Consider the following 13,092-nt stretch of genomic DNA (forward strand, 5'->3'; position numbering starts at 1 on the left):
CGCCGCCGGCGGCTTGCGCCGGCATGATGAGCTTGCTCAAATTGAGCCTGATAAGACGGATCAACCGTCCGGGAGGAAACGATGATCGATCACGACCGCCTGCTCGCGCGGGCGTTCCCGCCGGTCGAACAGGTCTATGACCATCGCGACAGCATTCTCTATGCGCTGGGTCTCGGCATCGGCAGCGACCCGCTCGACCCGGCCGCGCTGAGGGTCACCTATGAGCGCGCGCCGGATTTCGCCGCCCTGCCGACCATGGTGGTGGTGCTGGGCTCGTCCGGTTTCTGGGCGATGGAGCCCGATACCGGCATCACCTGGCAGCAGCTGCTGCATGGCGAGCAGGCGATCACCCTGCATGCCCCCCTGCCGCCCGCCGGCCGGCTGACCGGCCGCACCCGGATCACCGGCATCGTCGACAAGGGGCCGGGGCGGGGCGCGCTGATCTATTCCGAGCGCAGCCTGACCGATACCGCCACCGGCCGGCTGATCGCGACCATCGAGGTCACGAGCTTCGCCCGCGCCGATGGCGGCTTCGGCGGCCCGGCCGGACCGGTGAAGACCCCGCAGGCGACGCCGGAGCGGGCACCGGATGCCGTGTACGAACACGCCACCCTGCCGCAATCGGCCCTGATCTACCGGCTGTCGGGCGATCCCAACCCGCTGCATGCCGACCCGGGCGTGGCGCGGGGCGCCGGTTTCGACCGGCCGATCCTGCACGGGCTGTGCAGCTATGGCGTCGCCGGCTGGTCGATCCTGCAGGCCACCGGCGGCGGCGGCGATCCGGCCCGACTGACCGCGCTGTCGGCCCGGTTCTCGTCCCCGGTTTTCCCGGGCGAGACGCTCCGCACCGAGATCTGGCGCCAGGGACCAGGGGGTGAAGGAGCTGAAGATTACGCCTTCCGCACCCGCGTGCCCGCCCGCGACGTCACCGTGCTCAGCCATGGCCGCGCCCGCCTTGCCGTACCACCACGCCGCACCGAACCCGGCCGCCCGACCGAAGGATCCGCCCGATGAGCCTGGCCGACCGCCCCCTGCCCAAGCCGACCCCCGAAACCCGGCATTACTGGGAGGGCGCCCGCGAAGGCCGGCTGGTCCTCCAGTCCTGCCAGGCCTGCACCACCGCCTATTTCCCGCCGCGCCCCTTCTGCCCGCAATGCGGGTCCCGCGACGTGAAAACCTTCGACGCCAGCGGCCGCGGCCGGCTGCACAGCTTCATCATCAACCACCTGCCCGCCCCCGGCTATGACGGGCCGTTCATCGTGGCGGCGGTGGAGCTGGAGGAAGGGCCGCGGATGATGGCCAATATCCTCGACTGCCCGGTCGACCCCGCCGCACTCACCATCGACATGCCGCTTGAGGTGACGTTCGAGCGGCGCACCGACGAGATCACCGTGCCGCAGTTCCGGCCCGTTCGGGGAGATGCCCGATGACCCGCGCCCGCATCGCCATCGTCGGCGCCGCCGAAACCACCCGCCTCGGCAAGATCCCCGACCTCAGCCAGACCGGGCTGCATGCCGATGCCGCCCTGAACGCGCTGGCCGATTGCGGCCTCACCCTTCGCGATGTCGACGGCATCGCCACCGCCGGCCATGACGCGGCCGAGATCGCCCAGTATCTTGGCATCATCCCCACCTGGCTCGACGGCACCTCGGTCGGCGGCTGCAGCTTCATCGCCCATCTCCGCCATGCCGCGGCCGCGATCGAGGCCGGGCTGTGCCGCACGGTGCTGATCACCCATGGCGAAAGCGGCCGCAGCAACCATCGCAGCCACCGGCCGATCTTCCCGGCCATGCAGCAGCAGGAATTCGAAACGCCCTATGGCGTCACCCTGCCGCCGACCCGCTTCACCCTGCCGGTCGCGCGCAAGATGGCGAAGGACGGGCTGACGGAAGACCAGCTGGCGGCGGTGGCGGTGGCCCAGCGGGACTGGGCGTCGAAGCATCCGCGCGCCGGCTTCCGCGATCCCATCGGCATCGACGACGTGCTCGGCAGCCGGATGATCGCCTGGCCCTTCCGCCTGCTGATGTGCTGCCTGGTCTCGGACGGCGGCGGTGCATTGGTGTTGACCTCGGCCGATCGGGCGAAGGATTTCCCGACGAAGCCGGTCTATCTGCGCGGCACCGGCGGTGAAAGCGCCGAAGGGCCGATGGTGTCGCAGATGGAGGATTTCACCTCGTCGCGCGCCTTCCGCACCTCAGGCCGGCTGGCGTTCGAAAGCGCCGGCATCACCCATGCCGATGTCGACCATCTGATGATCTACGACGCCTTCGCCCATCTGCCGATCTACGGTCTGGAAGATCTGGGCTTCGTCGGCCGCGGCGAGGGGGGGGCCTTCATCGCCGAGGGCCATACCCGCCCGGGCGGCAGGCTGCCGATGAACACCAATGGCGGCGGGTTGAGCTACGCCCATTCGGGCATGTACGGCATGTTCGCCCTGCAGGAAGGCGTGCGCCAGGTCCGCGGCACCTCGCCCGCCCAGGCCGGCGAGGTGAAGGTCTCGGTCGTCCATGGCGTGGGTGGCATGTTCTCGGCCGCGGCAACCGCGGTGCTGACCTCGGAGGATCGGTGGTGAGCAGGGATTTCGACGGCCGCACGGTGGTGGTCTCAGGGGGAACCAGCGGCATCAATCTGGGCATCGCCCGTCATTTCGCCGCGGAAGGGGCGCGGGTCTTCGTGTTCTCGCGCAGCGCCGACAAGGTCCGGGCAGCCGTGGCGGAACTCACCGGCACCGGCGCCGAGGCCCGGGGCATTGCCGCAGATGTCCGCGATGCGGCGGCGGTCGAGGCGGCGCTCGCCGCCGCGGCCGACCGCTTCGGGCCGATCGACGTGCTGGTCTCGGGCGCTGCGGGGAATTTCGTCGCCCGCGCCGCCGATATCAGCTCCAACGGCTTCCGGGCGGTGCTGGAGATCGACCTGCTCGGCACCCATCACGTGATGCGGGCGGCCTGGCCGCATCTGAGGAAGCCGGGGGCCGTGGTCATCAATGTCTCGGCCGCGCAGGCGAGCGTCGCCATGATCGGCCAGGCCCATGTCTGCGCCGCCAAGGCCGGGGTCGACATGATCACTCGGACGCTGGCGCTGGAATGGGGCCCGGCGGGGGTGCGGGTGAATTCGGTGGTCCCGGGGCCGATCGCCGATACCGAGGGCGTGCGCCGGCTGATGCCCGACGCCGCGAGCGCGCGCGCCAAGATGGACGCCATCCCGCTTCGGCGCATGGGCACCACACGGGATGTCGCCGAGCTTTGCGGCTTCCTCGCCTCGGACCGCGCCTCGTGGATCACCGGCGCGGTGATCCCGGTGGATGGCGGGGCGATCCTGAACCCGATGCCCGGCCGACTTGCCGACGTCGTCGGGGTCTGATCTGAACTCAACTGACAAGACCAGGGAAACGCCACCATGCCTCAGCCACAGTTGATTCCGCCCGAGATTCCGGGCGAAGCCTTCATCGGCTTTGCCCGTCGTCTGGCAACCAATGCCGCCCGCTTCCCGGGCGCACCGGCGGTGATCGACGAAAATCGCCGCCTCGACTGGGGCAGTTTCGCAGAACTGGTCGCCCGCATTGCCGGCGGGCTGACGATGCACGGCATCGGCCGTGGCGACATGGTGGCAACTCTCGCCTCGAACTCGGTTGAACATATCGCGGTCTATTGCGCGATCATCCACGCCGGCGCCTGCGTGGTGCCGCTGCCCTGGAGCGCCACCGAGGCGGCGCTGCAACTGATGCTCAAGGATTGCGGCGCCCGCATCCTGTTCGCCTCGGCCGCCCATGCCGAAACGGCCGGCCGGCTCGGTGCCGACGAACTGGTGATGGTCGACGCGCTGGAAGACTGGATCGGCGGGGCCCCGGCCATCCCGCCGGTCGAGGTTCTGCCGACCGATCCGATCAACATGATCTATTCCTCGGGCACGACCGGCGCGCCCAAGGGCATCGTGCACGACCAGCGCTTCCGGGCGCGCCAGGCCGGGCGGGTCGCGCAATATGGCGTGAGGCCGGGCGCACGGTCGCTGATCTCGACGCCACTCTATTCCAACACCACGCTGTTCCTGGCCCTGCCGACCCTCGCGAGCGGGGCCACCCTGATCTCGATGAGCAGGTTCGACACGACGCGCTTCCTGGAGGTCGCCCAAGTCGAACATGTGACCCATGCCGTGCTGGTGCCGGTGCAATACATGCGGCTGATGGACACGCCCGGCTTCGATACGGCCGATCTTTCCGCTTTCGTCTGCAAATTCTCCACCTCGGCGCCGCTGCCGGCCGCGATGAAGGCGCAGGTGATGGCGCGCTGGCCCGGCAATCTGATCGAGCTCTATGGCATGACCGAAGGCGGGGTGTCGGTGATGCTGGACTGTGCCGCCCATCCCGACAAGCTCGACACCGTCGGCCGACCGTCTCCCGGTGCCGATATCCGGATCATCGACGAGGACGGCAACGAGCTGCCGCCGGGGGCCTTCGGCGAGATCGTCGGCCGCTCCGGCGCGATGATGCAGCGCTATCACAACCAGCCGGAGAAAACCGCCGAGATCATCTGGCGGAGCCCGGAGGGGCTGGATTTCATACGCTCGGGCGATATGGGCCGTTTCGACGCCGACGGCTTCCTGCAGCTGCTCGACCGCAAGAAGGACATGATCATCTCGGGTGGCTTCAACATCTATGCGACCGACCTGGAGGCAGCGCTGCGCAGCCACCCGGCCGTGGCCGATGTGGCGGTGATCGGCGTGCCGAGCGATGCCTGGGGCGAAACCCCGCTCGGCCTGGTGGTGCTGCGGCCGGGCCATGATGCCACGCCCCAGGCGCTTTGCGACCACGCGAATGCGCAGCTGGGCAAGACCCAGCGGCTGTCGGCGGTGGAACTGCGCGACAGCCTGCCGCGCAGCGAGATCGGCAAGGTGCTGAAGCGGGAACTGCGCGCGCCCTATTGGGCGAAGACGACCGCCTGAACGCAGAACGCCCCGGCCCGCATGAGCAGGCCGGGGCGTCGGTCTTCGGCGGCACGGATGGCCAGCCGCGGCGGTCAGCGCGTGATGGTGAAGCGTCGCTCGATATAGTCCATCACCGACTGCACCGCCTCTTCGATCGACAGGCGGCCGGTGTCGACCACCAGCTCGGGCGCCGCCGGCGGCTCGTAAGGGGCGTCGATGCCGGTGAAGTCGCGGATCTCGCCGCGCCGCGCCTTGGCATAGAGCCCCTTCGGGTCGCGGCCCTCGCAGACATCCAGATCGGCGCGGACATGGACCTCGTGGAAGCCCGCCCCGGCCGCAGCCCGGGCCCGCTCGCGATCGGCCCTGTAGGGCGAGATGAAGGCGGTCAGCACCAGGAAGCCGGCTTCGGCGAAGAGCGCCGCGACCTCACCCACCCGGCGGATGTTTTCGGTGCGATCCTCGGGGCTGAAGCCCAGATTGGCGTTCAGGCCGTGGCGGACATTGTCGCCGTCGAGCACGAAGACCTGATACCCCTTGGCGAAGAGCCGCTGCTCCAGCTCGATCGCCAGCGTCGACTTGCCGGCGCCCGACAGGCCGGTCAGCCAGAGCACGCCGCCGGTATGGCCGTTGCGCCGCGCCCGCGCCTCGGCGGTCACCCGGTGTTCGACCGCGGTGATGTTGGTCGATTTGCGGGTCACGGCACTACGCTGATCGGGATAACCGTCCATCGAGATGATGCCGCCGCCGACGGTGTCGTAATCCTCGATCAGCACGAAGCGGCCGGTATTGGGCAGGTCGCGGAACTCGTCGAGCGCCAGCAGGCCGCGCGACCGCAGCACCACCTCGGCGACGGCGTTGCGCTCCACCGCCTGGTGCCGATCGCCCTGATCGGCACCGGCCAGACTGCCGGCATCGATCACCTTCTCGATCCGGTCGACCGTCACCCGCACCTGGCGGGTGGCGAGCTTCATCAGATAGCCGGCCCCGACGGTGAGCGGGGTACGCCCCAGCCAGAACAGCCGGGCGCGGAACACGTCGGTCTCGACCGGCGGGTTCTCTGCATGGCTGATCACGTCGCCGCGTTCGATGAAGATCTGCTCGTCGAAGGTGATGCCGACACTGCGGCCGGTCCCGGCCGCCACGGGCGGCACGCCCTTGCCCCAATGCTCGATCGAGCGCACCCGCACGGTCTTGTTGGCGGGGGAGACCATGATCGTGTCGCCGACCGCCAGCCGGCCGCTTTCGATCCGGCCGACGATGATCCGGCGCTCGTCGAATTTGTAGACATCTTGCACCGGCAGGCGCAGCGGCCGGTCGTCGAGCGCCGGGGACGGCACGAAGCCGTCCAGCGCCTCCAGCACGGTGGGACCGCCATACCATGGCATGGTTCCGGTCGCACGGTCGACGATGTTGCCGCCCTCGCGCGCCGCCACCGGCACGAAATGGGTGGCCGTCACCCCGATCCCGGCCAGATAGTCGGTGTATTCGGCGACCACCGCGTCATAGCGGGCCTGGTCATAGCCGACCAGATCCATCTTGTTGACGACCACCGCGATCTGGCGAAGCCCCAGCAGGTGCAGCAGATAGCCGTGGCGGCGCGACTGCTCGCGCACGCCTTCGGCGGCATCGATCACCAGCACCGCGGCCTCGGCCGCGGCGGCGCCGGTGATCATGTTCTTCAGGAATTCCTTGTGCCCCGGCGCGTCGATGATGACGTAGTCGCGCAGCGCGGACTTGAACCAGATCTGGGCCGAATCGATGGTGATGCCCTGGTCGCGCTCGGCCTTGAGCGCGTCCATGACGAAGGACCATTCGAAAGGCATGCCCCGGCGCTCGCTCATCGCGCGGATCGCATCGACCCGGCCTTCGGGCAGCGAGCCGCTGTCGTTGAGCAGGCGGCCGACCAGGGTCGACTTGCCATGATCGACATGGCCGACGATCACGATGCGCATCAGCCGGCGTTCGGTCGCAATACGCAGATCCTCGTCTTGCGCCAGGACGGGCTGGAGGGTATCGGCAGTCATGGGCTGGGCTCCGTCCCGATCACATATAGCCTTCGGCGCGCAGGCGCTCGAAGGCATCTTCGGATTCCTTGTCCTGGGCACGGCCGGCGCGCTCGGAGGTGCGGGTGGTTTCAAGCTCCGCCACGATCTCGGCCACGGTCGATGCCGTGCTGCGGATCGGCAGGGTGCAGGGCGCGCAGCCGAGCGAGCGGTAGCGCAGCCCTTCCTGATTGGCGAAATAGAGGTTCACCACCGGGATCTCCTCGCGCTGGATGTAGCGCCAGATGTCGACCTCGGTCCAGTGCAGCAACGGGTGGATGCGTACCGAGGTGCCGGCCGGGAATTCGGTCTTGAACTGGTCCCAGAACTCCGGCGGCTGGTCCTTGACGTTCCAGGCATTGTCCTGGCCGCGCGGGCTGAACACGCGCTCCTTCGCGCGCGTACCCTCTTCGTCGCGGCGGATGCCGGCGATGACGCCGGTGAAGCCGTGGGTGTCGAGCAGCGACTTCAGCCCCTCGGTCTTCAGCGCCGAGCAGCAGACCACGCGGCCGCGGGTGTGGTTCATGCCCGCGTCCAGCGCCGCACGGTTCTGGCCGACGATCAGGTTCAGCCCCCATTCCCGCGCCATCCGGTCGCGAAATTCGATCATCTCGGGGATCTTGTACGAGGTGTCGACGTGGAGCACGGGGAAAGGCACATGGCCGAAGAAGGCCTTGCGGGCCAGCCAGACCATGACATTGCTGTCCTTGCCGATCGACCACAGCATGGCGAGCCTGTCGATGCGGTTGAACGCCTCGCGCAGGATGTAGATGCTCTGCGCCTCAAGACGGTCGAGATGATCCATGGAATCCTTCGCTCCTCATGCCCAGGCTGGCGTCGGCGAACGAGGCTGGCGGACAGGCGGGCGGGGTTCGGGTGCGGACGGGTGGATGTGGTTTCCGGCCCCACAGAAATCATGTTCCCGGCAGATTGTCCAGGCCCTAATCGGGTATTGATTTATTTAACCAGAAATATTTGTGTTTTTGATGCCGGGGGCGGATGCTGCATCGCGGGCGCGGATGCTGTAGCTTTGGCGCGCTTTCCATGCGATGCGACCAGAGGGCCCGCCTGACATGAGCCGTTCTGCCATGAGCCACGTCCGTTCGATCCTGCTCCTGCTGCCGGCCCTGCTGCTCGCCGCCTGCACGGATAAGGGGGAGCTGCCTGCCCCCTTCGACACATTGGATGCGGTGTTCTTCCCCCAGTCGGCACCGTCTGCCGACGAGATCGATGTCGACAAGCTGCCGGTGGCGGCGATCCTGGTGGAATTCGGCCGCGGGTCGGCCCGAGTGGCCTTGGCCGACACCCGTGACGGCACGCTGATCTGGCGCGCCCGCGACCGGGCCGAGATCCATACCCGCAACGGCATCCTGGTGCGCACGGTGGGCCTGCCAGACGATGTGCGGGTGATCCGCTTCGACGGCCTGCCGCCTGGCGCCCGCACGCCGGTGCCCGCCGCCGCCGGTGCCGGTACCTATGTCCGGATCTTCGACATGCCCGACCGGCGCCTTTACGGCGCACGGGCCGATTGCAGCCTGGCGGAGGTCGGCCAGGAGCCGGTGAAAGTGGGCAAGTACGAATTCGGCACCGTGGTCTATGACGAAAGCTGCACGGTCGAGGCACTCGGCTGGCAATACACCAACCGCTACTGGTACGAGCCCGACAGCAAGCGGATCTGGCGGAGCACCCAGCGCCTGTCCCGCGAGTTGGGCGATATGGAGATCACCCTGCTGCGGCCGGCGCAGATCCCGTAACACCGCACTCCGCACAGGCATCGTTGACCGGCAACAAGAAAGGGCGGTCCCTTGCGGGACCGCCCTTTCCGTCGTCGCGTCGACAGGCAATCAGCGGGTGCTGGTCGCCGTCGAGGTCGAGGTCGACGAGCCGCTGTCGTCGTCGTCCGAAGCGATCACGGCGATCGCCACGGCGGCGGCAGCGCCACCACCGACGGCCAGGCCGGTCAGCTCGTCGTCGAACAGATAGCCCGCCTCATCGTCGTTGTTGTTCGCCGGCGGCGGAGTCTGCGCCAGCGCAATGCCGGCCGAACCCGCCAGAGCGAGTGCGACCGCAAGAGCGCGGATCGAGGTCTTGATCATGATATGATCTCCGATATTCCCCATGGGGTAGGTGCTAGCGTTAACAGTTATACGGCACGCGCGTGCCGCCGGGCAACCCGATACCGTGTCGCAATACCCATGCTGCATTGCACCGTAAGGTGGAGTCTACCCCCGGTGCGGGCCGGAGAGTGTGAGTTTTCCGCGGCACGGGCCGATTGATTGCAGAGATGCAACAGGTTATGCAGAAACGCCGACCGGCGCAGGGCCGGTATGACAGATGGCGCAGCAGTGCAGGAGAAATGCCATGATCGTCGTGACCGGCGGCGCCGGCTTCATCGGCTCCAACATCCTGGCCGGGCTTGAAGCCCGCGGCCATGACGACTTGGTCGTGGTCGATACCCTGGGCACCGACGAGAAGTGGCGCAACATCGCCAAGCGTGCACTCGCCGATGTCGTCCGGCCGGAACGGATCTTCGATTTCCTGAACGCACGGGCAGGCGAGATCGAGGCCGTGGTGCATATGGGCGCCATTTCGTCGACCGAAGAGCGCGATGCCGATGTCATCGTCGCCAACAATATCCGCCTGACACTCGATCTGGTCGACTGGTGCGCGCGCCATGGCGTGCGGCTGATCTACGCCTCATCGGCCGCCACCTATGGCGACGGCGCGCTGGGCTTCGACGACGACGGCGAAGCGGGCGCCCTGGCGGGGCTGCAGCCGCTGAATGCCTATGGCTGGTCGAAGCATATGGTCGACCGGCGGATCACCGCGCTTCGCGCGCGGGGTGCCGACCTGCCGCCGCAATGGGCCGGCCTTAAATTCTTCAACGTCTACGGGCCGAACGAATACCACAAGGGCGGCCAGCGCAGCGTCGCCCATCAGGTGTTCTGCCGGATCCGCGACGGCGGCCATGCCCGGCTGTTCCGCAGCCACCGCCCCGACTACCCCCATGGCGGGCAGCTGCGCGACTTCGTCTGGGTGGGCGACTGCGTGGCCGTGGTGGAATGGCTGCTGGAAACCCCCCAGGCCAGCGGCCTGTTCAATGTCGGCTCGGGCAAGGCACGCAGCTTTGCCGACCTTGCCCGTGCAGTCTATGCCGCGATGAACCTGGCGCCCCAGATCGAGTTCGTCGACATGCCGGAACATCTGCGCGAGAAGTACCAGTATTTCACCGAAGCAAAGATCGACCGGCTGCGCGCCGCAGGCTTCACCCGCCCCGCAACCGAGCTTGAGGACGGCATTGCCTCTTATGTCCGGGATTATCTGCTGAACGCCGATCCCTATGTCTGACCGCATGGTCAGACGGCGGTGGTCGAGAACTCCGCCGGGGAGGTGATCTCAAGCATTTCGAGATCGTCCGAACCGGCCTCCAGCTCATGGGCAATGCCGGGCGGCTGATAGACGCAGTCGCCGGCGGTGAGCGTCACCTGGCCGGTGCCTTCGTACCAGAACCGCACCCAGCCCTTCAGCACATAGACCATCTGAAAGTCCAGCCCATGGGCATGGCGGCCGGTGCCGGCCGTGACGGCCTCCGATGCCCGGATGACATGGGCATGAAAGCGCCCCCGGGTGGCGGTGCCGATCGCAAGATCGCGATACGTAAAAAAGGCCCTGAGGCCATCGCCCTCGAAGGATCCTTCGGACGCCCGGGCGATGGTGACGGTTGCACGGGCGTCGTCCGCATCGGCAGGCATGGTCGTGGCGGTGGTCATGGGACGGTCGTCCTCCCTGGCAGCCGCTTCGTCCGGCGGCATGTTCCCTCATCCCCCGATCATCCGACGGAGGGCGATCGGCGTCAAACGAGCGTTCGAGCGATGGCCGTGTCTTGTCACCCGTGATCCCGCCCCCTATCGTGGCCGCAGCCGGCGGATGGCCGGCCGATCAGCCAGGACCGGGCTCATGGATCTCGACGCCGCCTTTGATGCCGAAGCCTTCTTCGATGCAGAACTGGAGGAACATGCACAGGTTGCCGCCCGCACCCGCGCGGCCCTGAAGCAGCCCTTCATCCGCTGGGTGGAGATGGCGCTGGCCACGATCCGCGGCGGCGGCAAGATCATGTTCTTCGGCAATGGCGGCTCGGCCTCCGACGCCCAGCATCTGGCGACCGAGCTGGCGGTGCGCTACCGCCGCGATCGCGCCCCGATCGCCGGCCTTGCGCTGACCACCGACAGCTCGGCACTCACCGCCATCGGCAACGACATGGGCTTCGATCAGCTTTTTGCCCGCCAGATCCTGGCCCTTGGCCGGCCGGGCGACATGGCGGTGGGCATCACCACCTCGGGCCGCAGCCCCAATGTGCTGATCGGCCTGGATGCCGCACGCAGCACCGGCATCACCACCATTGCCCTCACCGGCCGCGACGGCGGCGACACGCTGAGCCGCGCCGATCTGGCCCTGGTGGTGCCGAGCGAGACCACCGCCCGGATCCAGGAGATGCACATCATGCTGGGCCAGATGCTCTGCGGCGCGCTCGAAATCGGCCTCGGTCTCGTGGCTGAAGAGCCGCGCGCCTGACCGGCACATTGCCCCACTTTTCAGACCGGACCCCACCCCGATGACGCTCCGCCCCGCCCGTGCCGATTTCCTCGATCTCGACCGCAGCTTCGCTGCCGTGAAGGTGGCGGTGATCGGCGATGTGATGCTCGACCGGTTCGTCTACGGCAAGGTGGAACGCATCTCCCCCGAGGCGCCGATCCCGGTGCTCCGCGTCGAACGGCGCAGCACCATGATCGGCGGTGCCGGCAATGCCGCCCGCAATGTCGCCTCGCTCGGTGCCACCGCGCGGCTGGTGGCCGTGGTCGGCCCCGATACCGCGGCCGACGAGCTGCGCGGCCTGTTCGATGCCGAGGCCCGGATCACCGGCCATCTGGCGGTCGACCCCGAAGGCGGGACCATCGTCAAGACCCGCTATGTCGCGCAAAGCCAGCAGCTGCTGCGGTCAGATGAAGACGGCACCGGCCGGCTGTCGCCCACGGCCCGCGCCGGGCTGCTGGCCGCCGTCGATACGGCGATCGCCGATGCCGGCATCGTGCTGCTGTCGGATTACGGCAAGGGCGTGCTGGCCCCCGACATCCTGACCGCGATCATGGAGCGCTGTGCCGCCGCGGGCCGGCCGGTGGTGGTCGATCCCAAAGCCCGGGATCTCGGCCGCTATCGGGGCGCCATGGTGCTGACGCCCAATGCGGTGGAGCTTGCCGCCGCTGCGGGCGAGCCGGTCGATCCGGCCGATGATCATGCCGTCACCCGCGCCGCCCTGGGGCTGGTGCGCGCCAACGGCTTTCCCTATCTGGTCGCCACCCGCGGTGCCCATGGCGTCAGCATCGTGGGGACCGACGGATCGGCGGTGCATCTGCCGGCCCGGGCACGCGAGGTGTTCGACGTCTCGGGCGCCGGCGATACGCTGGTGGCGGCCCTGGCCTGCGGCCTTGCCGCCGGCGGATCGATCGTCGACGCGGTTCAGTACGCCAATGCCGCAGCCGGCGTGGTCGTCGGCAAGCTGGGCACCGCCACCGTGACCCCCACCGAGGTGCGCGCCGCCGTTGCAGGCGATGCCGAAGCAAAATCGGTCGCGGCGGGCGGTGCCGCCCGCCATGCGCCGATTTTCGAGAACGCCGCCGCAGCAGCGCGGCTCACCGCAACCTGGCAGGCCGAAGGGCTGAAGGTCGGTGTCACCAATGGCTGTTTCGACCTGCTGCACCGCGGCCATCTGGACGTGATCGCCAGGGCGCGGGCGGCCTGTGACCGGCTGGTCGTGGCGGTCAATGCCGATGCCTCGGTCAGGCGGCTGAAGGGCCCGAACCGGCCGGTTCAGGATCAGGACACCCGCGCCGCGGTGCTGGCAGCGCTGGCCGATGTGGATCTGGTGCTGATCTTCGCCGAGGAAACCCCGGCTGAACTCATCGCCGCGATCGGCCCCGACCTGCTGGTCAAGGGTGGCGACTATACGCCCGAAACCGTGGTGGGGGCCGATCTGGTGACCGCACGCGGCGGCCGGGTCATGATCGTGCCGATCCTGCCCGGCCATTCCACCACGGCAACCGTTGCCCGCATCGCCGCCGGCACCGACTGACGC

Annotated in this window: 13 protein-coding genes; 9 read left to right on the plus strand and 4 right to left on the minus strand. The window is 68.3% G+C overall.

Annotation, left to right across the window (positions count from 1 at the left end; translation table 11 throughout):
* Positions 1-81 precede the first annotated feature (81 nt).
* The 5 genes from P7L68_RS22545 to P7L68_RS22565 are packed head-to-tail and all read left to right on the plus strand — an operon-like array spanning position 82 to position 4,938.
* A complete protein-coding gene (locus tag P7L68_RS22545) occupies positions 82-1,014 on the plus strand; it encodes a MaoC/PaaZ C-terminal domain-containing protein (protein WP_372001857.1) in 933 nt (310 codons plus the stop codon).
* Positions 1,011-1,430, plus strand: a complete 420-nt coding sequence (locus tag P7L68_RS22550; RefSeq protein ID WP_372001859.1) for a Zn-ribbon domain-containing OB-fold protein — start codon at positions 1,011-1,013, stop codon at positions 1,428-1,430. Before P7L68_RS22545 ends, P7L68_RS22550 begins: the two co-directional genes overlap by 4 nt.
* Positions 1,427-2,572, plus strand: coding sequence for a thiolase (locus tag P7L68_RS22555; protein WP_372001861.1), 1,146 nt, complete (start codon positions 1,427-1,429; stop codon positions 2,570-2,572). Before P7L68_RS22550 ends, P7L68_RS22555 begins: the two co-directional genes overlap by 4 nt.
* Positions 2,569-3,360, plus strand: a complete 792-nt coding sequence (locus tag P7L68_RS22560) for an SDR family oxidoreductase (RefSeq protein WP_372001863.1) — start codon at positions 2,569-2,571, stop codon at positions 3,358-3,360. The genes P7L68_RS22555 and P7L68_RS22560 overlap by 4 nt, the downstream gene beginning before the upstream one ends.
* Positions 3,361-3,396: 36 nt before the next feature.
* On the plus strand, positions 3,397-4,938 hold the full coding sequence (locus P7L68_RS22565; protein WP_372001865.1) for a class I adenylate-forming enzyme family protein: 1,542 nt from the start codon (positions 3,397-3,399) through the stop codon (positions 4,936-4,938).
* Between the two features lie 74 nt (positions 4,939-5,012).
* Here P7L68_RS22565 and cysC read toward each other — a convergent pair whose 3' ends face one another.
* Positions 5,013-6,872 (minus strand): adenylyl-sulfate kinase, encoded by a 1,860-nt coding sequence (cysC, locus tag P7L68_RS22570; RefSeq protein ID WP_372006927.1) that lies wholly within the window; start codon positions 6,870-6,872, stop codon positions 5,013-5,015.
* 91 nt (positions 6,873-6,963) lie between these two features.
* The gene (gene cysD, locus P7L68_RS22575) at positions 6,964-7,767 is read right to left on the minus strand and encodes a sulfate adenylyltransferase subunit CysD (protein WP_296708070.1); all 804 of its coding nucleotides are present in this window, start codon (positions 7,765-7,767) and stop codon (positions 6,964-6,966) included.
* A 283-nt stretch (positions 7,768-8,050) separates the two neighbouring features.
* Between cysD and P7L68_RS22580 the strand changes: the two genes are divergently transcribed.
* Complete coding sequence (locus P7L68_RS22580; RefSeq protein WP_372001867.1) at positions 8,051-8,716, plus strand: YjbF family lipoprotein; 666 nt, start codon at positions 8,051-8,053, stop codon at positions 8,714-8,716.
* A gap of 90 nt (positions 8,717-8,806) precedes the next feature.
* Here P7L68_RS22580 and P7L68_RS22585 read toward each other — a convergent pair whose 3' ends face one another.
* A complete protein-coding gene (locus P7L68_RS22585) occupies positions 8,807-9,058 on the minus strand; it encodes a hypothetical protein (protein ID WP_372001868.1) in 252 nt (83 codons plus the stop codon).
* 265 nt (positions 9,059-9,323) lie between these two features.
* On the opposite strand from P7L68_RS22585, the gene rfaD reads away from it, so the two are divergent.
* Positions 9,324-10,310: an ADP-glyceromanno-heptose 6-epimerase gene (rfaD, locus tag P7L68_RS22590; RefSeq protein ID WP_372001869.1), complete on the plus strand. Its 987-nt coding sequence runs from the start codon at positions 9,324-9,326 to the stop codon at positions 10,308-10,310.
* Between the two features lie 8 nt (positions 10,311-10,318).
* On the opposite strand, the gene P7L68_RS22595 is transcribed toward rfaD, so the two are convergent.
* The gene (locus P7L68_RS22595) at positions 10,319-10,732 is read right to left on the minus strand and encodes a cupin domain-containing protein (protein ID WP_372001871.1); all 414 of its coding nucleotides are present in this window, start codon (positions 10,730-10,732) and stop codon (positions 10,319-10,321) included.
* Between the two features lie 187 nt (positions 10,733-10,919).
* Between P7L68_RS22595 and P7L68_RS22600 the strand changes: the two genes are divergently transcribed.
* The gene (locus P7L68_RS22600; RefSeq protein ID WP_372001873.1) at positions 10,920-11,534 is read left to right on the plus strand and encodes an SIS domain-containing protein; all 615 of its coding nucleotides are present in this window, start codon (positions 10,920-10,922) and stop codon (positions 11,532-11,534) included.
* A 40-nt stretch (positions 11,535-11,574) separates the two neighbouring features.
* The gene (gene rfaE1 / locus P7L68_RS22605) at positions 11,575-13,089 is read left to right on the plus strand and encodes a D-glycero-beta-D-manno-heptose-7-phosphate kinase (RefSeq protein WP_372001875.1); all 1,515 of its coding nucleotides are present in this window, start codon (positions 11,575-11,577) and stop codon (positions 13,087-13,089) included.
* Positions 13,090-13,092 lie beyond the last annotated feature (3 nt).

It is taken from the genome of Tistrella mobilis (genome assembly GCF_041468085.1).
GTDB classification, from domain to species: domain Bacteria; phylum Pseudomonadota; class Alphaproteobacteria; order Tistrellales; family Tistrellaceae; genus Tistrella; species Tistrella mobilis_A.

Bases quoted from the DNA above. Each gene is read 5' to 3' on its own strand.
- P7L68_RS22545 (WP_372001857.1), top strand. From the start codon at position 82: ATGATCGATCACGACCGCCTGCTCGCGCGGGCGTTCCCGCCGGTCGAA.
- P7L68_RS22550 (WP_372001859.1), top strand. From the start codon at position 1,011: ATGAGCCTGGCCGACCGCCCCCTGCCCAAGCCGACCCCCGAAACCCGG.
- P7L68_RS22555 (WP_372001861.1), top strand. From the start codon at position 1,427: ATGACCCGCGCCCGCATCGCCATCGTCGGCGCCGCCGAAACCACCCGC.
- P7L68_RS22565 (WP_372001865.1), top strand. From the start codon at position 3,397: ATGCCTCAGCCACAGTTGATTCCGCCCGAGATTCCGGGCGAAGCCTTC.
- cysC (WP_372006927.1), bottom strand. From the start codon at position 6,872: ATGCGCATCGTGATCGTCGGCCATGTCGATCATGGCAAGTCGACCCTG.
- cysD (WP_296708070.1), bottom strand. From the start codon at position 7,767: ATGGATCATCTCGACCGTCTTGAGGCGCAGAGCATCTACATCCTGCGC.
- P7L68_RS22580 (WP_372001867.1), top strand. From the start codon at position 8,051: ATGAGCCACGTCCGTTCGATCCTGCTCCTGCTGCCGGCCCTGCTGCTC.
- P7L68_RS22585 (WP_372001868.1), bottom strand. From the start codon at position 9,058: ATGATCAAGACCTCGATCCGCGCTCTTGCGGTCGCACTCGCTCTGGCG.
- rfaD (WP_372001869.1), top strand. From the start codon at position 9,324: ATGATCGTCGTGACCGGCGGCGCCGGCTTCATCGGCTCCAACATCCTG.
- P7L68_RS22595 (WP_372001871.1), bottom strand. From the start codon at position 10,732: ATGACCACCGCCACGACCATGCCTGCCGATGCGGACGACGCCCGTGCA.
- P7L68_RS22600 (WP_372001873.1), top strand. From the start codon at position 10,920: ATGGATCTCGACGCCGCCTTTGATGCCGAAGCCTTCTTCGATGCAGAA.
- rfaE1 (WP_372001875.1), top strand. From the start codon at position 11,575: ATGACGCTCCGCCCCGCCCGTGCCGATTTCCTCGATCTCGACCGCAGC.